This window comes from Roseibium sp. (assembly GCF_965216085.1).
Taxonomy (GTDB): Bacteria; Pseudomonadota; Alphaproteobacteria; order Rhizobiales; family Stappiaceae; genus Roseibium.
Window position 1 is genome coordinate 3,475,433 of sequence record NZ_OZ244138.1, and the last position, 19,944, is coordinate 3,495,376.

General features: G+C 55.3%; 18 protein-coding genes. 11 read left to right on the forward strand and 7 right to left on the reverse strand.

Going from position 1 to position 19,944, the window contains the following annotated elements; all coding sequences use genetic code 11:
* The 8 genes from ACOOFE_RS16305 (at window position 1) to ACOOFE_RS16340 (ending at window position 10,323) form a co-directional block, all read left to right on the forward strand.
* A complete protein-coding gene (locus ACOOFE_RS16305) occupies window positions 1-192 on the forward strand; it encodes a hypothetical protein (protein WP_420411025.1) in 192 nt (63 codons plus the stop codon).
* A 116-nt stretch (window positions 193-308) separates the two neighbouring features.
* On the forward strand, window positions 309-1,877 hold the full coding sequence (locus tag ACOOFE_RS16310) for an arylsulfatase (protein WP_420411026.1): 1,569 nt from the start codon (window positions 309-311) through the stop codon (window positions 1,875-1,877).
* Window positions 1,878-2,662: 785 nt separating this feature from the next.
* The gene (locus ACOOFE_RS16315) at window positions 2,663-3,037 is read left to right on the forward strand and encodes a hypothetical protein (RefSeq protein ID WP_420411027.1); all 375 of its coding nucleotides are present in this window, start codon (window positions 2,663-2,665) and stop codon (window positions 3,035-3,037) included.
* Window positions 3,038-3,118: 81 nt separating this feature from the next.
* Entirely contained in the window at window positions 3,119-5,308 is a 2,190-nt protein-coding gene (locus ACOOFE_RS16320) for an efflux RND transporter periplasmic adaptor subunit (protein WP_420411028.1), read from the forward strand.
* Window positions 5,308-8,487, forward strand: a complete 3,180-nt coding sequence (locus ACOOFE_RS16325; protein ID WP_420411029.1) for an efflux RND transporter permease subunit — start codon at window positions 5,308-5,310, stop codon at window positions 8,485-8,487. The genes ACOOFE_RS16320 and ACOOFE_RS16325 overlap by 1 nt, the downstream gene beginning before the upstream one ends.
* Before the next feature lie 38 nt (window positions 8,488-8,525).
* Window positions 8,526-8,963 carry a copper-binding protein gene (locus ACOOFE_RS16330; protein WP_420411030.1) on the forward strand — a complete coding sequence of 146 codons (438 nt, stop codon included), beginning with the start codon at window positions 8,526-8,528 and terminating at the stop codon, window positions 8,961-8,963.
* Between the two features lie 144 nt (window positions 8,964-9,107).
* A complete protein-coding gene (locus ACOOFE_RS16335; protein ID WP_420411031.1) occupies window positions 9,108-9,743 on the forward strand; it encodes a hypothetical protein in 636 nt (211 codons plus the stop codon).
* Between the two features lie 34 nt (window positions 9,744-9,777).
* Window positions 9,778-10,323, forward strand: coding sequence for an ABC transporter permease (locus ACOOFE_RS16340; protein WP_420411032.1), 546 nt, complete (start codon window positions 9,778-9,780; stop codon window positions 10,321-10,323).
* 178 nt (window positions 10,324-10,501) lie between these two features.
* Here ACOOFE_RS16340 and ACOOFE_RS16345 read toward each other — a convergent pair whose 3' ends face one another.
* Window positions 10,502-10,705 carry a hypothetical protein gene (locus ACOOFE_RS16345; protein WP_420411033.1) on the reverse strand — a complete coding sequence of 68 codons (204 nt, stop codon included), beginning with the start codon at window positions 10,703-10,705 and terminating at the stop codon, window positions 10,502-10,504.
* 189 nt (window positions 10,706-10,894) lie between these two features.
* On the opposite strand from ACOOFE_RS16345, the gene ACOOFE_RS16350 reads away from it, so the two are divergent.
* Window positions 10,895-11,626: a HupE/UreJ family protein gene (locus ACOOFE_RS16350; RefSeq protein WP_420411034.1), complete on the forward strand. Its 732-nt coding sequence runs from the start codon at window positions 10,895-10,897 to the stop codon at window positions 11,624-11,626.
* Window positions 11,627-11,638: 12 nt separating this feature from the next.
* Window positions 11,639-12,253, forward strand: a complete 615-nt coding sequence (locus ACOOFE_RS16355; protein WP_420411035.1) for a transmembrane anchor protein — start codon at window positions 11,639-11,641, stop codon at window positions 12,251-12,253.
* Between the two features lie 67 nt (window positions 12,254-12,320).
* Here the strand turns inward: ACOOFE_RS16355 and dmeF are convergent, their stop codons facing one another.
* Window positions 12,321-13,343, reverse strand: a complete 1,023-nt coding sequence (gene dmeF, locus ACOOFE_RS16360) for a CDF family Co(II)/Ni(II) efflux transporter DmeF (RefSeq protein ID WP_420411036.1) — start codon at window positions 13,341-13,343, stop codon at window positions 12,321-12,323.
* Between the two features lie 694 nt (window positions 13,344-14,037).
* On the opposite strand from dmeF, the gene ACOOFE_RS16365 reads away from it, so the two are divergent.
* Entirely contained in the window at window positions 14,038-16,128 is a 2,091-nt protein-coding gene (locus tag ACOOFE_RS16365; protein ID WP_420411037.1) for a putative bifunctional diguanylate cyclase/phosphodiesterase, read from the forward strand.
* A 238-nt stretch (window positions 16,129-16,366) separates the two neighbouring features.
* Here ACOOFE_RS16365 and ACOOFE_RS16370 read toward each other — a convergent pair whose 3' ends face one another.
* From ACOOFE_RS16370 to ACOOFE_RS16390, 5 genes are read right to left on the reverse strand one after another with little or no spacing between them, the layout of a single operon-like run.
* Window positions 16,367-16,732: a multicopper oxidase domain-containing protein gene (locus ACOOFE_RS16370; protein WP_420411038.1), complete on the reverse strand. Its 366-nt coding sequence runs from the start codon at window positions 16,730-16,732 to the stop codon at window positions 16,367-16,369.
* Window positions 16,668-16,973, reverse strand: coding sequence for a hypothetical protein (locus tag ACOOFE_RS16375; protein ID WP_420411039.1), 306 nt, complete (start codon window positions 16,971-16,973; stop codon window positions 16,668-16,670). Before ACOOFE_RS16375 ends, ACOOFE_RS16370 begins: the two co-directional genes overlap by 65 nt.
* Window positions 16,970-18,058 (reverse strand): ABC transporter ATP-binding protein, encoded by a 1,089-nt coding sequence (locus ACOOFE_RS16380; protein ID WP_420411040.1) that lies wholly within the window; start codon window positions 18,056-18,058, stop codon window positions 16,970-16,972. Before ACOOFE_RS16380 ends, ACOOFE_RS16375 begins: the two co-directional genes overlap by 4 nt.
* Window positions 18,059-18,068: 10 nt before the next feature.
* On the reverse strand, window positions 18,069-18,944 hold the full coding sequence (locus tag ACOOFE_RS16385) for a carbohydrate ABC transporter permease (RefSeq protein ID WP_420411041.1): 876 nt from the start codon (window positions 18,942-18,944) through the stop codon (window positions 18,069-18,071).
* A 3-nt stretch (window positions 18,945-18,947) separates the two neighbouring features.
* A complete protein-coding gene (locus ACOOFE_RS16390) occupies window positions 18,948-19,841 on the reverse strand; it encodes a carbohydrate ABC transporter permease (RefSeq protein ID WP_141187285.1) in 894 nt (297 codons plus the stop codon).
* Between the last annotated feature and the right edge of the window lie 103 nt (window positions 19,842-19,944).

Consider the following 19,944-nt stretch of genomic DNA (forward strand, 5'->3'; position numbering starts at 1 on the left):
ATGAATCTCAGAGACACGATGATCACGTTGATTATGCTCCTCGCCTTGGCCGGGATGTCAGTGCTCCTGTTCAATATCCCGGTCGGTATTGAGACCAAAAAGTTCGGTGCCATTGTTTTCGGAGCCATTTTGGTCTTTGGCATCATCAACATTGGTTTGGTCGTCTTGGACCGGCTTCAAAATCGGCAATAATAGCGTTTGACCTTATCCATTGACCTAAAGCTGATTTGATCATCTGATCTTCTCATAAACTTCAAAAATATCGCATTTACATTTTCGGACGGACATAACGCAGCCTGGAGGACCCAATGATGACATTTGGAATGCGTTTTCTGGCCAGAGGGTTGACCGCGGGTCTTGTTGGCGCGATTGCGCTCGCAGGGGCCGTGCCAGCTTTGGCACAAACAGACAAACCAAACATTTTGGTGATCTGGGGGGATGATGTCGGGCAATCCAACATCTCCGCCTATACCTTCGGCCTGATGGGATACCGGACCGACAATATCGACCGGATCGCCAAGGAAGGCATGATGTTCACCGACTATTACGGTGAGCAGTCGTGCACTGCCGGCCGGTCGTCCTACATCATGGGTCAAAGCGTGTTCCGGACCGGCCTTTCCAAGGTTGGGCTCCCCGGTGCGGACCTCGGCATGCAGGTTGAGGATCCAACGATTGCCGGGCTGTTAAAACCCCACGGCTACATGACCGGCCAGTTCGGTAAGAACCACCTTGGAGACAAGGATGAGATGTTGCCAACGAACCACGGCTTTGATGAGTTCTTCGGCAATCTCTATCACCTCAACGCGGAAGAAGAGCCGGAAAACCCGGATTATCCGAAAGATCCGGCGTTCCGGGAGCGCTTCGGTCCGCGTGGTGTGATCAAGTCTTCGGCTGACGGCACGATCGAAGACACCGGCCCGCTGACCAAAAAGCGGATGGAAACCGTTGACGATGAAACCATCACGGCCGCCATCGACTTCATCCGCCGGGCGCATGATCAAGGCAAACCGTTTTATGTCTGGTGGAACGGCACCCGGATGCACTTCCGCACGCATATCAAGGACGAGATCCGGGGCATTTCGGGCCAAGATGAATATGGCGATGCCATGCTGGAGCATGACGGTCATGTCGGCCAATTGCTTGATCTTCTGGATGAGCTCGGCATTACGGACAACACCATCGTCCATTATTCGACCGACAACGGCCCGCATATGAACACCTGGCCGGATGCAGCCTCCTCACCGTTCTTTGGCGAGAAGAACACCAACTGGGAAGGCGGCTGGCGGGTGCCCTCCATGGTTCGCTGGCCTGGGCGGATTGAAGCCGGCTCGATTTCCAATGAAATCATGCATCATATGGATTGGTTGCCGACGTTCCTGGCAGCTGCAGGTGATGCGGAGATCAAGGAAAAACTAAAAGCGGGCGGCGTTCAGGCCATTGGCCGCGAATACAAGGTTCACCTCGACGGTTATAACTTCCTGCCGCATCTGACCGGCGAGACTGACGAAGGGCCGCGCAAGGAAATCTTCTATTTCGCAGATACGGGTGAACTGACTGCGCTTCGCTACGAAGACTGGAAAGCGATCTTCCTGGAGCAGAAGGAATACGCGACACTTAGGGCCTGGATCGAGCCATGGACCCCCTTGCGCGTTCCGCTCATCACCAATTTGCGCCGGGATCCTTATGAACGGGCTCATGTCACATCCAACACCTATTATGATTGGATGATCGACAGAATATTCTTCCTGGTTCCCGCTCAGGCCTATGTCGCGAGTTTCCTCTCAACCTTCAAAGAGTTCCCACCCCGGCAAAAGCCGGCAAGTTTCTCCATCGATCAGGTGATGGACATGATGGTGAACTCAACTGGCTCAAAATAACATCTGAGAAAAAGGGGCAGCGTTTGTTGCCCCTTTGCTCGAAAAGGAAGCGCATCTCGTGGCCGATATCAACGCATTGATCAACGAACTGAAACAGACCCGCGATAAACTAGCGCCTCCGACGATCGCTTAGCTGTCTCGGTTTTACCCTCCACTCTTCCAAGGCAATCGCCATTTAAAACCCTGCCATCAAATTGGCATGGACGCTTCGCTCGGTAATCGAAGTGCCATTTCCCTTTTTTGAAAGTTTCACCCTAACTAACACTCTCGTCATCTATTTGATTATCTTTGGAAAATCACCAAGTTTTCGCTATTGTCGAAATTGAAAAATCGGAATCGGAAACGACGTTTTTTTCTACCCAAATGCACTCAAATAGTGCGCTGCCGCCGCCCCGCGGCTGGGGGCCCTCCATAAAGAACCTATAGAGGGGGCCTGCGATATCTTAATATCCGGACAACCTAGTGCCAGCGTGAATACACCTTTCAATCGGCTATTCAGAATCACGCAATTGGAATATCGTTTTCCAATTCTTGGATATTAGATGACGCAGAATTCCGATCTCTGGGCGTCGCAGGATCTGGCAGGCCGCACTCTTCATGCCTTGTTAACACTAAAAAGTACGAGTGACTTGTTCGAAAATAATTTCCGTTTGATCAGAAATCGCAGAAAATCAGCAGTTTCCGGACGATTGTCGTCGTTATCACCCTGACGCGAAGTTCTTCGAGCAGGGTGCCACCATCTGCCTCCCCTTGTATTTTCTGTTCGCTCGATTACATCGCCGTCGATGAGCAAAACCGCGCGACATTTCGGCAGGATCGCAGCGACGCTATTGGTGGCGTTCGCTTTGATTGCTGGTGCGCGCGCGCCAATGCAACACCAAATGGCTGGAGCTTCCGACCCCACAACCGTCCAAGTCAGCATGACGTGCGAGAACATGGTCAAGCACGCTGCCGTCGAGATGCCAACTGGCACACACGACCACGGATCCTCAGGCAATGACAGATGTTGCGGAGGAATGCTTTGCGCAGGCTATACACTTGGCGGCGTTGCTGGTGGGCTGATCCCAGATCTGCTTGCTTTGAGCTTTGCGCAATCCCCACCTGATGCGCTTCAAGTGGCAGAAATCACACTCCCAGAACGTCCTCCACGCGACCTCTGAAACGCTATCTCGCGGAGTACCGCGAGCTTTCGTTGTTGATTGGCCCATTGGCATCCTGCCGATGGCAACTCAGAGGTTATCATGCGTGGACGCTATTCCGCGCTCAGCATCCTGGCCCTTGCCGCAGGCGTGGCAGGTGGGGTGTTTCTTGAGCGACTTTACTTAAATCCCGCCGGCGAAGCTGCGTCCGGCGACACCGAAATTCTCTATTGGGTTGCCCCAATGGACCCCAATTTCCGCCAACCCAACCCAGGCAAGTCCCCCATGGGGATGGACCTCATCCCGGTCTACGCCGGCCAGGAACCATCCGGTGATCCTGCCGAGGTGCAACTGTCGGCAGCCGAGATTAATGCAATCGGCGTGCGAACCGCCCTGGCGCGGGTCGGCGAGATAACCCAGAAAATCGAAACGGTGGGATTTGCGGGGTACGACGAACACCTCACCAGTCATATTCACACTCGTGTAGACGGCTGGATCGAAATCCTGAACGTGCGTGCTGTCGGGGATCAGGTGAAGAAGGGCGAAATTCTCTTTGAGCTTTTCTCTCCCGAATTCGGGATTGCAAGTTTTGATTTCCTGCGGTCGCTGGAAAGCGGTACCGGCCTGTCGCTGGAAGCTGCCCGCAACAAGTTGCGCAGCCTTGGCGCTTCCGAAGCGCAGATTTCCGAAATAGAAAAATCCGGTGATGTTGCCCGAAGCATCCACGTTGTTGCCCCGCGTGATGGTGTGGTGATTGCCCTGAACGCAGCCGACGGCATGTTTCTGCAACCCGGCACCCAGGCAATGACCATCACCGATCTGGGCGAAGTCTGGCTGATTGTCGATGTCTTTGAGCGGGACATTGCCCGTTTGTCTGAAGATATGCGCGCCGTGGCAAGGTTCGAACACCTTCCGGGCCAGACGTTTGAAGGCGAAATTGATTACATCTACCCGGAACTCGATGCGCAAACACGCACGCTTCCGGTACGCCTCCGGTTCGATAACTCAGAAGGGCTCCTGCGGCCGAACATGTTCGGAAACGTCACGCTGGAGCCGAACACGACGCGGACAGCTGTCACTGTTCCCACCGAAGCGGTCATACGCACCGGAGCTGCGGAACGCGCGATCATCAAGGTCGGTGACGGAACCTTCAAACCCCGTTTGATCACCACCGGCCTGCGTGACAATTTCGGCGAGGGCGGACGGACGGAAGTTGTCCAGGGTCTTGCCCCGGGTGAAGAAATCGTCGCCTCTGCCCAGTTCCTGATCGACAGCGAAAGCGCGCTCAATGCCGGTCTGATGCGAATGGCCCCGACCAATGAGGCGCCCGCACGCGGGACCGGCGAATTGATCGCCCTTGATCGCGCGGCCCGCATTGCAACCATTCACCATGACGCGCTGGAAAGCCTCGACTGGCCGGCAATGACCTCCAGATTTCCCGTTGAGGCCAATGTCTTCCTCGAGAAGTTGAGCGAAGGTCAACAGGTGGCATTCCGCGCAGCTCGTGGTGCAGATGGCCTTCTTGGACTGATTGATCTGGGCAGCGATGACGGCGTTGCCGCGACCGGCACCGGCATGGTGCTCGCGGTGACCCCGGACGGAAAACTGAAAATGGATCACGGGCCGGTGCCCGAACTTGGCTGGCCCGCCATGCAGATGGATCTGGATACTGCCGGTTTCGACCCGGCAGATGTTCCGCTCAACGTCCCGGTCGAATTCGACCTTGCCAAGGATGAGAACGGGATGTTCTCAATCGTTGCCGTCCGCCGGTCAGGCGCAGAGGAACCTGCCGCCGAAACCGACACAGCCGAGCCACAGGTAGCAGCTGCTCCAATCGTGGTCAGCGGAACGATCGACTCCGTGGACATGCAGGCCCGCAAGGCCACCATTACCCACGGGCCGATCGTTGAAACCGGCATGCCGGGCATGACGATGGATTTTGCCCTGGAGGACGGCGTTGATCCTGCGACGCTGCCGGTCGGCACCGAGACCACCCTCACCTTCTCCCGGCACGATGGCATGACCATGGTCCTGTCCAAGGCCGAGCCGGTTGCGCCTCCGATGGAGGTGCGTGGCACAATCAATGCCGTGGACGGCTCGGCCCGTTCCGCGAACATTTCCCACGGCCCGATGACAGATATCGGCATGCCCGGCATGACGATGGATTTCGCCATCGATGGGGAGCTCGACTTGTCCAGCCTGCCGGTAGCAGGGGAAGTCACGCTTCTGTTCCGCCGCAATCCCGACTTCTCGCTGACGCTTGTCGGCATCCGGCTTGAGGAGGGCATCTGATGATTGCAGCTATCATTCGGGCCTCGATCGCGAACCGGATCATCATGCTGGCGCTGGCCGCCATGATGGTCGTGGCCGGAATCTGGGCGGTGCGCGAGACACCGGTCGACGCCATTCCGGACCTGTCTGACGTACAGGTGATTGTGCGTACCCCTTATCCGGGCCAGGCCCCCCAGGTGGTAGAAGACCAGATCACTTTCCCCATGGCGACCGCCATGCTCGCGGTCCCTGGCGCAAGCGATGTCCGCGGCTTCTCCTTCTTCGGAGACAGCTACGTCTACATCGTTTTCGAAGACGGCACGGACCTTTATTGGGCCAGAACCCGGGTCCTGGAATATCTCGGCCAGATCACCGCGAACCTGCCGGATGGGGTCTCCCCGCAGCTCGGACCGGACGCGACGGGCGTCGGCTGGATTTACCAGTACGCCCTGATCGACCGGACCGGCAATCACGACCTGTCTCAGCTCAGAGCCCTTCAGGACTGGTTCCTGAAATACGAACTACAGACCGTCGACGGGGTATCGGAAGTTGCCACCATCGGCGGCATGGTCAAGCAGTATCAGGTCGTCGTCGATCCAAACAAGCTCAGGGCCTATGACATCACCCTGGCGCAGATCCGCAATGCGATCCAAGCCGCCAACCGGGAGACCGGGGGCAGTGTTATCGAGATGGGCGAAGCGGAGTACATGGTCCGCTCCACCGGCTATGTCGATGAACTAGAAGATCTTGCAAAAGCCCCCTTGATGGTCAACGAGCGGGGCGCCGCCTTAACACTCGGCGATGTGGCGGATATCCGGCTCGGGCCGGAAATGCGCCGCGGGGTCGGCGAATTCGGCGGCGAAGGCGATGCTGTCGGCGGGGTTGTGATCTTGCGATGGGGCGGCAACGCGCTGGCAACGATCAAAGCCGTCGAGGCCCGGATCGAAGAGCTGCGCAGCAGCTTGCCGGAAGGCGTGGAGATCGTCACGACCTATGACCGCTCCGGCGTGATCGAACGGGCCATCGACAACCTCCAGAAGAAACTGACAGAAGAGTTCATCGTCGTCGTTCTGGTGTGTGCCGCGTTCCTCCTGCACATCCGCTCGTCCCTGGTCATCCTGTTTTCCTTGCCTCTCGGCATTGCCGCCGCCTTCATCATCATGAAGATGCAGGGGGTGAATGCGAACATCATGTCGCTCGGGGGCATCGCGATTGCCATCGGAGCGATGGTCGACGCGGCCATTGTCATGATCGAGGCGATGCACCGGCGCCTTGAGACCGAAAAACTGACCAACGAGAACCGGTGGCGGATCGTTGGGGAATGTGCCTCGGAAGTCGGCCCTGCCCTGTTCTTTTCCCTGGCAATCATCACGGTCAGCTTCCTGCCGGTCTTTGTCCTAGAGAGCCAGGAAGGTCGGCTTTTCAAGCCATTGGCCTACACCAAAACCTACGCAATGGCGGCGGCCGCGATCCTGTCGATTACACTCGTACCGGTGCTGATGGGATATTTCGTCCGTGGGCGGATCCTGTCGGAACACAAGAACCCGCTCAACCGAATCGTGATCTGGATGTATCGGCCGTTTTTGGACGCGGCTGTCGCCTGGCCCTGGGCCACGACCTTCCTGGCAGCTCTTTTGGTCGCCTCCATGTGGTGGCCACTGCAGCGGATCGGCACTGAGTTCATGCCGGAGCTGAATGAGGGCGATTTCCTATATATGCCAACGCTCTATCCAGGGGTCTCCATCGGCAAGGCCCGGGAAGTGCTGCAACAGTCCGATCGCCTGATCGCGACGGTTCCGGAGGTTTTGACCGTTCACGGCAAACTTGGGCGGGCTGAATCAGCCACCGACCCGGCACCGCTGACGATGATCGAGACCACCATCCAGCTGAAGCCGCAGTCCGATTGGCGGCCCGGCATGACCATGGACGGTATCCGGAACGAACTGGACAAGGCGGTTCAGATCCCGGGCGTCACAAATGTCTGGATCCAGCCGATCAAGAACCGGATCGACATGCTGGCGACCGGCATCAAGACCCCGGTCGGGGTCAAGATCACCGGGGCCGACCTGTCCGTCATCGAGAAGATCGGCATTGAGATCGAGGGTGTTGTCGCCGGAATTGACGGAACGGCCTCGGCCTATGCCGAGCGCCCGCAAGGCGGCCGGTTCATCGAGATCGATGTCAACCGGGAAGCCGCGGCACGCTTCATGATGAGCGTGCGTGACATTCAGGACGTGGTGCAAACCGCAATCGGCGGCATGCAGGTTTCTGAATCCGTCGAAGGACTGGAACGGTTTCCGATCAACCTGCGCTATCCGCAGGACTGGCGCAACAGTCCGGAACGCTTGCGCGAACTGCCTGTGGTCACCCCCTCCGGTGCGCATATCCCTCTTGGAGCCCTAGCTGACATCAAGGTCGTGGACGGCCCGGGCATGATCCGGTCGGAAAACGCCCGCCGCACCGGCTTCGTCTTCATCGACATCGCCGGGCGGGACCTTGGCGGTTATGTCGCAGAAGCCCGCCAGGTGGTGGCGGACAAGGTCCAGCTGCCACCGGGGTACTCGATCGCCTGGTCAGGTCAGTACGAGTACATCCAGCGCATGCAGGAACGGCTCAAGCTGGTGGCTCCGGCAACTCTCCTGATCATCACCTTGATGCTGTTCATGGCATTCAACCGCGTCATCGAGGTCGGGATCATCCTGGCAGCTCTTCCAGTCGCTCTGGCCGGTGGTGTCTGGTTCCTGTGGCACCTGAATTTCGACATGTCGGTTGCCGTCATCGTCGGTTTCATCGCGCTGGCCGGGGTGGCTGTAGAGACAGCAATCGTGATGCTGCTCTACCTCAACCTTGCCTGGGAGAAGCGCAAAAAGGTGGTTGCAACCGAAGGCCGCGAGATGACCCCGCAAGACGTTGAAGACGTCGTGTTCGAGGGTGCACTTCTTCGCGTGAGGCCAAAGGTGATGACCGTTGCAACAATCTTCGCCGGCCTGATCCCGATCATGTACGGGCAAGGCACCGGATCGGAAATCATGCAGCGGATTGCAGCCCCCATGGTCGGCGGAATGGCAACTGCCACCCTGCTGACGTTGTTCGTCATTCCTTCGATTTTCGTGATCTGGAAACGTTTCGCACTCACCCGTGTCAATCGCGAGCTGAGTGCGGACATCCGGGAAAATGGCACAGCCGTGCCTGCTGAATAACCCTTTGATCAAATCCTGTATATGAGAAAGGAAACTCCATGAAACTGATCAAAAACCTGGCACTTGCAACCATTGTGGCAGCCAGCACCGCCCCTGCGGCCATTGCCGACTCCAAACACGGTTCGGATCATTCCGGAATGGACCATTCCAACATGGCGATGAACGTCGAGCAGATGGAGGGAGCTGTCCACACAAAGGCAGTCGTCAACTCCCTCGGCGATGGCACGGCCAATGTGACCCACGACCCTATCCCGGAAATCGGCTGGCCGGCCATGACCATGGATCTGCCTCTCGCTCCCTTTGTGCAGGTAACACCCAGCCTTGAACCTGGAATGTCTGTGACCCTGATGCTGACCATAAGCGAAAATGGCAGCTACCGTATCGCCGCGATTGTTCCGTACCAATCACCGGCAGACATGGTGGCTCCATCCAGCGAAACAGCTCCGTCAGACTCGGATGGGGTACCGTCGTCCTAGAGCATCCAACGTTCTGTGAACGCGGATAGCGTTTGGCCACCTCCGGGGGAGATAAGGTATTTGGGTACAGCACCTTCGATGTTTAAACTTTGGCATAATCATTTCTTCAAGATCAACGCAGGTGCTCGCTGGATACTCCCCGCAATGCTCCCTGTTCTTGTTCTGGAATTGGGAGACCTTGCCGGTCTATCTTGGGTGAAGTGGTTTGGACCGGCGGCAGTTCATTGGGCTGAACTTATCCTCATTACCCCGATCGCAAGCTGGCTTAGCATACAGGCAATTCGCCGTTTCCGGGACCGCCATGCGGCAAGGATCGGTCTTTTGGGCGGAACTATCGCTGTCCTGGCCATCGTGACATACTGCTATACAGTCTTGTCTGCTATGGCACCGATGCTTTTTCCGGAGACCCTGCGAGGTCCACACGGGCCGGACGTGTATTTCGAGGCAACCGGGGTCTTCGCCATTCTTGCGCTATCTATGCTTTTTATCGACCGCGCCCGGCCTGACGCCAACACTCCCACACCGATGAACGAACAAGTCAGGCGTCGACATGATGCTTTCCCCTCCGGTGCTTCGGATGTGGAGCCGACAGCCCTCAGACGCCCGGAACCTGAGGTAACGCGCAGAGATGAGCCGGAATATGGTGCCCAATCTTGGTTCCATGAGTTCGCCATCGACATCTTTTGCATAGTGGCGGGTTTGGCCGTTTTTGCCACGCTGATCTACATAGGCGTGTTCATGGTGTTTGACTTGTCCTGGTGGCTCCGCTGGATCTTCTGACACAGGGGAACCACCAGGACATGGTAAGAGCATTTTGGCAAGCTATGTCGCTGGAACTGACAACGGATTTTTTCGTGCTCTTTCGATCTCAACGGTCTTGGAAGCCACACACGTTGTCACGGCAGTTTTGATTGCCTTCGTCGCGGTTCATCTGATGGAGCGGTCTTTTGTCGGTGGTGGACGAGCCCCGGCTCTCGAGCTGCTAAGCCCTGTTCTTTTGATTGGAATTGGTGTCTGGCTTCTTTTCCGGGCGTTACGGAAAAAGCGAAACGAGAACCGTCACGAGGGATTAGGGGTCGCATTGACGGCCGGTCTTGTGCCCTGCCCTTTGACTTTGTTTGTTGTTGTGGCAGCCCTGTCGCGTGGAGTTCCGGAAGCTGGACTTGTATTTGCCGGATCGATGCTGATCGGTATTGCTCTTACGCTTGGGCTGGTCGCTGTCGTTGCTGTGCTGGGACGCCAGATACTCCTGAACTTTTTGTCGCGCAGAGGTGGAGGGTTGCGACACCTATCTCGAGCGCTTGATGCCGTCGCTGGCGTGTTGATTATTCTTTTCGCAAGCCGCGATCTTCTGCAATGAGTGTGGTTTCAAGAATTGCGGGCCTATGGATTGCCTTCCAATGCTACCGTTTGCCATCCTTCGTCGTTTGGCCTTATTTCTTGCCTACTCGAAACTCTTTGGCGAATGTGTGATTCCTTTTCGGGAATTTTGACGTGAACAGGAAACCGTTTTGAACCGGATGAAGGTCCAAAAACAGTCAGTCTGGCAGAGAATCCTGGCGGGGCTTATATGCGTTTGCCTGTGTATCTGGACGACTGTTCCAGCGGCCTCCCATACGCCAAAGTTTCTGGATACCGTGCAGGATCATCTTGAGATGATCGAAGACCACGGCCATTCTCATGGAATAGAGATTGATCTGCTTTGGGCCATGCACGGCCACCAGCACGATTTGGCGGATCATGATCACAACTCCGCTGTGCTTGTAAAACCAGCTCCGAAATCACCGGAAGTTTTTGACAAATCATCCTGGCGGCTGCCCGTCAGCGACGCGACGTCTGCTCTCGTTTTTCCGCTGGAGCGCCCTCCAAGGGTCTGACTGATCACCCGTTTCGGGCCAATCAGAAATCAGTTATTCACTTGGAAGGACCTAATGAAGCCTTATTCATTCAAAGGTCACACAAGGCTGTCGCATGCCTTGAGTGTTGCCTTATCACTCTCGTTCCTGTTTTTCGCCGCAGGGGTACAGACTGCTGCTGCGCATGATGTCACCCCCGGCGACGCGGGCTACATCCAGGAAATCTGGGGTGTTCACATCATCCCGTTCATTTATCTCGGGGCCAAACACATGGTCACGGGATACGACCACATCCTCTTCCTTTTGGGGGTCATCTTCTTCCTCTACCGGATGAAGGATGTCGCGCTCTATGTCAGCTTGTTTGCTCTGGGCCACTCTGTCACCATGCTGCTTGGGGTCTGGTATGGCTGGGGCATCAATGCCTACATTATTGATGCTATCATCGGCCTATCCGTGGTTTATAAGGCGCTCGACAATCTCGGCGCTTTCCAAAAATGGTTGGGTTTCCAGCCGAATACCAAGGCCGCGACGCTCATCTTTGGATTGTTCCACGGCACCGGTTTGGCCTCGAAAATCCTGGAATACAACATCCCCCAAGATGGTTTGCTCTCCAATCTGCTCGCATTCAATGTGGGCGTCGAGATTGGCCAGCTTCTGGCTCTATTCGTGATCCTCATAGTCATGGGGTACTGGCGCAAAAGCCCGAATTTCCTGCATCAGGCTAAAATCGCAAACATCATCATGGTTTTTCTCGGCGTGCTGTTAACCTACCAGCAGATCGCCGGTTACATCGCCAGCACCTCGTGATTGGAGAGAGCAATGTACAACGCACCCCAACCAAAACCCGAAGACTTGCCGAGCAATCGGCAACTTCGCCGCATGTCGATTGTTGCCGCCGTCGGTGCTGCTGCAATTGGCGTCATGGTCTACTTGCCAGCCGAGTATGGGATTGATCCTACCGGAGTGGGCAGTGTTCTTGGCCTCACCGAAATGGGTGAGATCAAGCAACAGCTTGCCAGAGAAGCGGCAGAAGATGGAAAGCTTCACGGCGCAGAGGGATCGTCGTCCCTGATCAACGGTGTATTCGGCTTTTTCGTAACGGCTGCTCATGCGCAAGAGGCATGGACCGATGAAGTGACCTTCACTCTTGAGCCCGGCGCCTACACCGAGATCAAGGCAACCATGAAGAAAGGCGCGACGCTGACTTATGTCTGGGCAGCCGAAGGCGGACGGATCAACTTTGATCTGCACGCCCATGCGGGCGGAGAGAATGTGACTTATGAAAAGGGTCGCGGCAAAATATCCGGTGATGGAAGCTTCACAACACCATTCGCTGGCGACCATGGCTGGTTCTGGCGGAACCGCGACAAATCAGCAGTTACGGTAACGCTGAATATGCGCGGTGAGTACAGCGGCATTGTCCGCAGCGACTAAAATCAAATGCCTCGCGCTCTTTCATAAGTGCGCGAGGCACCCCTGACGAGTAGTCAAAGGTCCGTCCTTAAGCAGCCTGTTTCAATTCCCCGCAGCGGTGGACTTCCAGGCTCACATGCACGATGTCCATGTCGTCCGGGATCAGCGCTTTGTAATGTTGCGGACTGCGTGGGGTGTCACTAATAATAACGACCTCAGCGGCATACTGGCTTTGCCCAATAGACCAAACGTGCATGTCTGCGATCCGGTCGTTGTCATCTGCGAGTAACGCACTGTGCAGTTTCTCGATTTTCGACTCTTCTACCTGCCAATCCAACAACACTTTGGCTGACATACGCAAAAGCCCAATCGACCAATGAGCAACCAGAACGGCTCCAAGGATGCCCATGATCGGGTCGAGCCAGGCAGCACCGGCATATTTTCCTGCCAGCAATGCGAGGATCGCGAGTAAGGAAGTCAGCGCATCGGCAAGGACGTGAAGGTAGGCGGCGCGCAGGTTGTGGTCTCTATGGACTTCGGAGACCTTCTCACCCTCTTCATGATCATAATGATGGTCATGCCCATGGTGGTGATGGTTATGGTGATGATGATGACCGTGGCCGTGTCCATGATCGTGCCCGTGATGATGATGAGGCGTAGAAGCCAAGAGCCAGGCGCTCGCGCCGTTTACGGCTAAACCCAGCACAGCCACGAGGATCGCTTGATCGAAGCTGATCGCGACTGGATTGAAAAGGCGCTCTATGCTCTCCACGACCATTACAACAGCAAATCCGCCCAGAAGGATCGCGCTCGCGAATGCTGCCAGGCTGTTGACCTTGCCGGTTCCGAAGGAGAAACGCCGATCACTTGCATACCGCCTAGCATAAACATACGCGGCAACACTGATCCCCAAGGCGGCTGCGTGGCTTGCCATGTGGAGTCCATCCGCAAGCAAGGCCATTGAGCCGTAGTAAAGCCCGGCAACAATTTCCACGACCATAAACACCGCTGTCACCAGAACGATGATGAGCGTCCGTCGTTCTCCGGGACGCACTTTGTCTTGACCGAAGACATGGTCATGCGTCCAGGAGGATATGTCATGTTTGTGCATCTGAGGCCATTCCCGGAAATCGCTGGCTATACTGGCAGCTTCTTACCAAGTTCTTTGCGCTTCGAGCGCTCCAGAAACCCGTAGCATAAGAGCCGTCAATCTGTCTGCGTACGTACAACTATTGAGCAGATTTTTGTTCAATCCGCCAAAAACGGCCGCTTCCCTTTTAATCTATGATTTCACTGCTATCCCGATGATTGTCTACATTCGGGGCAGCGGCCAAAACTGAGGAATATCCAAAAAGGAAGCGCAAAGCGGAGGTAGAACAACAAACGTCTCGACCCCGATTACATACCCAAAACTGCCTCAATCAGGCTCCTCGAAGCAGCGTACTAGTTGGGCAGTTATCGATGAGAAAATATCGCCATTGGCCAAAGCCGGGCCATACCCCATTGCGATCAATGTGAAGGCGATTACCAAGTAACGATCACCGGTCTTCATGTCGCCTGCAAAAAGAACCTCTGGCCGGTCTGGGCCCCGTAACGGTTCGTTGCGTTGACCGTACCGCAGATCTTCCCGGCCAACCCGCCTCAAATTCGTCGACCACGTCGAGCGTTACTGAGGTTCCGGTCAACTCACCGATTGCTGTGAGGTACGATGTTGGTAAGGTTAAAAGACTGAGATACTTGACCGCCTCCTCAGACTAATGAACGCTAGGTTTGACGCCTGCACAAGAAACTGAGAGCCGGCATTCATGAATGACGCTACGGAAGACCAAGAGCCATCGGTCGTTCCCTTCTCATCGCCAATTGGAAAAACTCCGGAATTCAAGGAGCCTTTTGATCTTGCGAGGCGTTTGACCCATGCCGTTTGGGTCTATGACATTGATAACTGCCGGAACATTATGGCGAATGCTGCCGCCTTACGTCTTTGGAAAGCGGAAACAGAAGCGGAACTTGCGGCCCGTGATATGTCGATAGACATGTCAACCACAGTCGCAAAGCGGCTTAAACAGTACCAGTCCGGCTTTATCGAGAACGATACGACATTCAAGGAACTCTGGACGTTGTATCCACATGAAGAGCCCGTCTCTGTCGATGTGGTCTACACTGGATATCGGCTTCCAGACGGGCGCATCGCCATGTTGTGTGAAGCGAGAGGAATAGCTGAAGACGCTCCAGAGACGTTGAGAAGTGCCGAAGCGCTATTGCACACCGACGTCATGATTTCCCTATTTACGAAGACTGGCCGGGAACTTTACATGAATCCGGCAGCCAGAAACACTTGGCGTTCGGAGAAAACTCACCTGCCGGATGTTTTTGTCAATTCCTCTGATTATGACTCAATCTTGAGCGAATTAGAGTTGCGCGGAGAGGCGCGCCGAGTGTTGCAGATCAAGTCAGACGCGGGGTTGGCCTGGCATGACATGTCCTTCAAGAATTGCCGGGATGCAGCCACCGGAGGACCTGCAACTCTGGTTACAGCCATTGACGTAACCGAACTGAAACACGCCAGAGATCGAGCATCCTATCTTGCGGACAAAGACCAAACGACCGATTGTTATAACCGTGCCTTTTTTCAAAGACATCTGGAATTCCTTGGCAGCCAGCAAAGGAATTTGCCGATTGCACTTCTTTATTTGGACTTGGATAGATTCAAGCAGACAAACGATAAGTATGGTCATGAAGCGGGAGATCGGCTGCTCGTTGTCGTTTCGGAACGGATAAAGGCATGCCTCACAGAAGCCGACCTCCTGGCACGAGTCGGCGGAGACGAGTTTGTTATTCTGCTCTCCGGCACGGATATACCAGCGCAGGTGAGAGGCCGTGTCGATCAAATTCAGAAAACTGTTTGTCAGCCGTTTTTTTACAAGAACAACAAGATTGAGGTCACGACCAGTATCGGGGTGTCTGTGATCCCTGCCCATGACAGTCATTGCGCGAAATACGTGCGCCATGCGGACGTTGCGCTTTACGAATCCAAACGGCTGGGTCGCAATAGATCTTCAATTTACACTGAGCAAATGGGTCGGATTGCTGATCAGCGGCTACAGGCTGAGGCGGAGCTCGCATCAGCGTTTGAGCACGGGGAATTCGAACTCCATGTTCAACCCTGTGTGGATCTTTGTTCGGGTAAGGTCATTAGCGCAGAAGCGCTTGCTAGGTGGCGCCATCCCGAACGTGGTCTCTTGATGCCGGTTGATTTCATCGGTGTTTGTGAAGAAACAGGCCTTATCGACGTGCTGGACCACTTTGTTCTTGAACAAAGCTGTGAATTGGTGAAACGCTGGCTCAAGTCGGGGCTGAAAATCGGATTGTCGCTGAACGTGTCACCGCGGCAGTTTCTTGACGACGGCTTTATAGCTACCTTGTCATCGCACGCGCAACATCCCGATTTGAAGAATGATTCCTTGCAACTGGAGATCACTGAATCTGTTTTAGCAGAAGATCAGGACCGCGTCGCCGAGCGGCTTCGCAGCATAACTGCTCTTGGCTTCAAAATCGCAGTTGATGATTTTGGAACTGGCTATTCCAATCTTGCTTATATTTCCAAGTTTCCGATCAGCTGCATTAAGATCGACAAGTCTTTCATCGACACGTTGCCGACCTCCGTGCCCGTGATCCGCCTGATAAAGAGGCTATCTGAGGAAATTGGCGCACAAACCGTTGCGGAGGGGATAGAAGACTTTACAGCGCTGGGCACTGTTTTTGAGATCGGATGTCACTGCATCCAGGGCAATTACTTCTCTCCCCCGGTTCCGATCGCCGATTTCCAAAAGGCGGTGCATCTTATCGAGACACAGCTTGAAGCAGACATCATCGCAAATCTCGGACTCAAGCGCTAAATTTCTGACAGTTGTTTCCCTGCATGATTGCTGAGCTGATGACTGTCCGTGATCATCCTGAGCTCCAACAAGACACTTTCACGTTCAGTCCATAAGCACCCGCCCGGGTGTTCTAAAGTCCATTGGGGCAGGCTGTGCCCTCAAATGCTAGAACCGAAAACCGGACATTCGCTCACCCTGCAGCGAAGGTCGGGAATCCGCCGTTCCCGAAATTTTTCTGCGTCCCTAATGATTGTCTTCATTCGTGGTCAGGCTTCAACGCGGCAAACGTCTTAAATGAGGACGCTAGGAGCATCCAACACCAGCAAATACAAAAGTGACTGCATTGGGCCGAGATTACCGGTCCAACTGCGATCACTGCCTTAATCTTCAATTTCACGCGGCGCACGTACAGCCGCTCCCTATTGTTCTTAAGACGTACTTTGACACGTTCTCCGGCCTTCAATCGGATTTCCGGTCCGAGGATGCTTCCGTTGTAGAGCCAAAGATAAGGAGCTTTCGCGTCCTCACGATAAAGCTCCTTTGAGGCCGAGCCGTTGTCAGCTCTTGAGATACAGGCTGTATCCCCAGGCGGAAGCGAGCGCCAGAGCCACAACGACCGCAAATATGACCAGAACGATCACCGCAACCTGCCCGACCTTGGCGAGACTGACCCCGGGCCTGCAAAATGGCATCAGGTTGAATGCAAGGCCAGCCACGACGACGCCTACGCAACCTGCCGAAAACAGCAGATGGCTGAACGGCTGGAAGATGGAAACCAGCGCCACGACACAGAGACCGATGATCGCAAACTCCAGCCTGCGGGCCCGCGCGGCCGTCATGCCCTTTTGTGTTTGTGAACTCATGACATCACCAATTGTTCATTCTGGTCGAAAACAAGTGTCTGGCCCGGTTTGGGAGCAAGGTTCATCCGTTCGCCGACTTTCACCTTGTGGCTTCTGTCGACCACGACCCGAATATCTGCACCTTGTGTACGGGCATGCAGCAAGGTCTCGGCTCCCATTGGTTCGATCAGTTCGATCTCAACGGAAATGCCGTCTTCACTTCCATAGTCGCGCAATTGAAACGCCCGCGGCCGGATACCCAAGGTCACTTTGGATCCCAGATTCAATCCGCTACCGAGCGGCCCTGCCTCTTTCAAAAAGAGCTGGTCGAACGCGCTGAAGCCCGCCTTGCCATCTTTGGTGGCACAGAAAGTTGCTTGAAGGAGATTCATGGAAGGCGTGCCTATGAACCCGGCGACAAAGAGATTTGCCGGTCGATTAAAGATCTCGTGTGGCGTCGCGATTTGCTCAACCCGCCCCGCGCGCATGACAGCGATCCGGTCCGCCATGGTAAGAGCCTCGAGCTGGTCATGCGTAACAATTACCGTTGCCTTGGAAAGACCGGTCAGGATCTCTTTGATTTCACCGCGCATCTGTTCTCGCAAGGTGATGTCCAACCGGCTCAGCGGCTCATCGAAAAGAAAGCAGTTTGGGTCCCTGACGATGGCGCGCGCGACGGCCACCCGCTGTTTCTCGCCTTCACCGAGCTGCCCAGGCCGCCGGTTGGCAACGTCGTGAAGCTGCAGTGCCGTCATGACCGAGTTTACCTGGGCGTCGATTTCCACTGAGCCCATTCGAATGGATCGCAACGGAAAGGCGATGTTCTCTGCAACGGTCAAAGTTGGATAAAGCGCGTAGAACTGGAACACCATGGCAATGTCGCGCTCGGATGGCGGCAAGTGATTGACCCGCGTGTTGCCGATATGAATGTCGCCCTCGGTTTCCTGTTGCAATCCGGCAATCATGCGCAACGTCGTCGTCTTGCCGCATCCCGACGGTCCGAGAAGGCACAGGACCTCACCATCTTCGATGGTCATCTCAACATCACTCACAGCTGTGAGACCGCCGAAACGCTTGGTGAGGTTTTCAATTCTGATCTGTCCCATCTGTCCGCTCCTACTTCTTGACCGTGCCGAAGGTGACGCCACGCAGGAGATGGTTCTGCAAGATGTAGGTGAAGATGAAGATGGGGATCAGAAACAGCGTGATGATCGCCGCCAACAGCCCCCAGTCCACACCCAGCTGCCCTCCCATGGCACGGGCCATCGCAACCGGCACCGTTCGGGTGTCGTTCCCGGTCAGCAGCAGGGCGAACAGGAATTCGTTCCAGGTCAGGATCAACGCAAAGACGACGGTTGCCGCCAGTCCTGCTTTCAGTTGCGGCAGACAAATCTTGAAGAACACTGTCAGGTCGCTTGCACCGTCTAGCCGGGCAGCGTCTTCAACATCTGGCGAAAGTTCATCAAAGAAACTCTTCATCATCCAGACCGAGAAAGCCAGGTTGAACATGGCATACAGCAGAATGATCCCGACATAACCGCCAGACAGTCCTGTGACACGGAACATGAGGAAGATCGGAACGATCACGACGATCGGGGGGAGCATGCGAGTTGTTAGAATGACAAACAGGTAGGTATCATTGCCGCGCAGCGGGTACCGGGAAAAGCCATAAGCTGCGAGCGTGCCGATGACGGTCGCCAGAAATACACCGGCGCCGGCAACGAACATGGAATTGAAGAAATAGAGGCCCATACCGGTCGACAGTTGCTCGCCATCTGTCGTCACCCGGTAAAAAACGCGCACGAAGTTTTCCAGAGTGGGCTGGAAGAACAGTTTCGGAGGGGTTGCCAAGGCGTCCTGCCTTGTCTTGAAGGCCGTCAGGACGATCCAAAGGACCGGTGCGAAATAGACAAGACCTATAGCACCGGCAACAAGCGTTCTGCCCCATCCGGCTTCGCGGATCGCGCGCCTTTTCCGTGTCTTGGCTGCCATCGATCAGGCCTCCCGTTCTCGCCGATTGACGAAGTAGAGATAGAGGTTTGTCAGCACGATCACGACGAACAGCAAGATGTAGGAAAGGGCTGACGATTGGCTGGTCTTGAAGAATTGGAAGGCCATCCGGTAGACATAAACAGCGATGGTCTCCGTGGACGAACCGGGTCCACCATTTGTGATGATGTAAACCACATCAAACAGCTTGAAAGTTTCGATCGTCCTGAAGAGAAGGGCCAACAGCAGCAAGCCCTTCACATAAGGAAAGGTAACTGTCTTGAAGCGTAGCCATGGCGTTGCCCGGTCAACTTCGGCAGCCTCATAAAGATAGTCCGGAACGCTAACGAGACCCGCCAAGACCAGCAGCATGACAAAGGGTGACCACATCCAGGCATCAGCGATGACAATTCCCATGATTGCGCCTGTTTGCGTGGCCAGAAGACCGAACGGCTCGCCAGTGAAGTACATGACTGCCTGGGACAGCAATCCAAAAGTCGGCTCATAAAAGAGCTTGAAGAAGACACCCACCGCGACGAACGACAGCATCATGGGAGTGAGGACCAGCATCATGATCTCACGGCGCAGCGGAAACTTTTTTGCAAACAGTAGCGCCAAGCCAAATCCGATCACCATCTGCATCAGCACGCTGGCGGTAACGATGATTGCGGTTGTCTGAAACCGTTCCCAGACCACCGGGTCACTGAGAACCTTTTCATAGTAGTAGAGGCCCGCAAAACGTGGTGGTTTCAGGGACGATGCCTTGTAGTGGAAGAAACTCAGACCGAACGACCACATCAACGGAAAGATGTTCATGACGAACAGCAAAACGATTGCAGGGGTGACAAGAAGCGCACCTCTTCGTTTCGGGTCCATCAGCCATTGCAGAAAATTCGTCATAAAGTCCGTCCTTGCAGTGCGGCTCGGCACCGCCTGATCGCCATCCCGTTTGACGGCGTGGGAGGCGGCAGCCGATTGCCGTCGCCCCCCGGTCGCTGGAGGA

Excerpts from the sequence above, each read along its gene's own strand:
- ACOOFE_RS16305 (WP_420411025.1), top strand. The coding sequence starts at position 1 with ATGAATCTCAGAGACACGATGATCACGTTGATTATGCTCCTCGCCTTG.
- ACOOFE_RS16310 (WP_420411026.1), top strand. The coding sequence starts at position 309 with ATGATGACATTTGGAATGCGTTTTCTGGCCAGAGGGTTGACCGCGGGT.
- ACOOFE_RS16315 (WP_420411027.1), top strand. The coding sequence starts at position 2,663 with ATGAGCAAAACCGCGCGACATTTCGGCAGGATCGCAGCGACGCTATTG.
- ACOOFE_RS16320 (WP_420411028.1), top strand. The coding sequence starts at position 3,119 with ATGCGTGGACGCTATTCCGCGCTCAGCATCCTGGCCCTTGCCGCAGGC.
- ACOOFE_RS16325 (WP_420411029.1), top strand. The coding sequence starts at position 5,308 with ATGATTGCAGCTATCATTCGGGCCTCGATCGCGAACCGGATCATCATG.
- ACOOFE_RS16330 (WP_420411030.1), top strand. The coding sequence starts at position 8,526 with ATGAAACTGATCAAAAACCTGGCACTTGCAACCATTGTGGCAGCCAGC.
- ACOOFE_RS16335 (WP_420411031.1), top strand. The coding sequence starts at position 9,108 with ATGCTCCCTGTTCTTGTTCTGGAATTGGGAGACCTTGCCGGTCTATCT.
- ACOOFE_RS16345 (WP_420411033.1), bottom strand. The coding sequence starts at position 10,705 with ATGATCCGCCAAATCGTGCTGGTGGCCGTGCATGGCCCAAAGCAGATC.
- ACOOFE_RS16350 (WP_420411034.1), top strand. The coding sequence starts at position 10,895 with ATGAAGCCTTATTCATTCAAAGGTCACACAAGGCTGTCGCATGCCTTG.
- ACOOFE_RS16355 (WP_420411035.1), top strand. The coding sequence starts at position 11,639 with ATGTACAACGCACCCCAACCAAAACCCGAAGACTTGCCGAGCAATCGG.
- dmeF (WP_420411036.1), bottom strand. The coding sequence starts at position 13,343 with ATGCACAAACATGACATATCCTCCTGGACGCATGACCATGTCTTCGGT.
- ACOOFE_RS16365 (WP_420411037.1), top strand. The coding sequence starts at position 14,038 with ATGAATGACGCTACGGAAGACCAAGAGCCATCGGTCGTTCCCTTCTCA.
- ACOOFE_RS16375 (WP_420411039.1), bottom strand. The coding sequence starts at position 16,973 with ATGAGTTCACAAACACAAAAGGGCATGACGGCCGCGCGGGCCCGCAGG.
- ACOOFE_RS16380 (WP_420411040.1), bottom strand. The coding sequence starts at position 18,058 with ATGGGACAGATCAGAATTGAAAACCTCACCAAGCGTTTCGGCGGTCTC.
- ACOOFE_RS16385 (WP_420411041.1), bottom strand. The coding sequence starts at position 18,944 with ATGGCAGCCAAGACACGGAAAAGGCGCGCGATCCGCGAAGCCGGATGG.
- ACOOFE_RS16390 (WP_141187285.1), bottom strand. The coding sequence starts at position 19,841 with ATGACGAATTTTCTGCAATGGCTGATGGACCCGAAACGAAGAGGTGCG.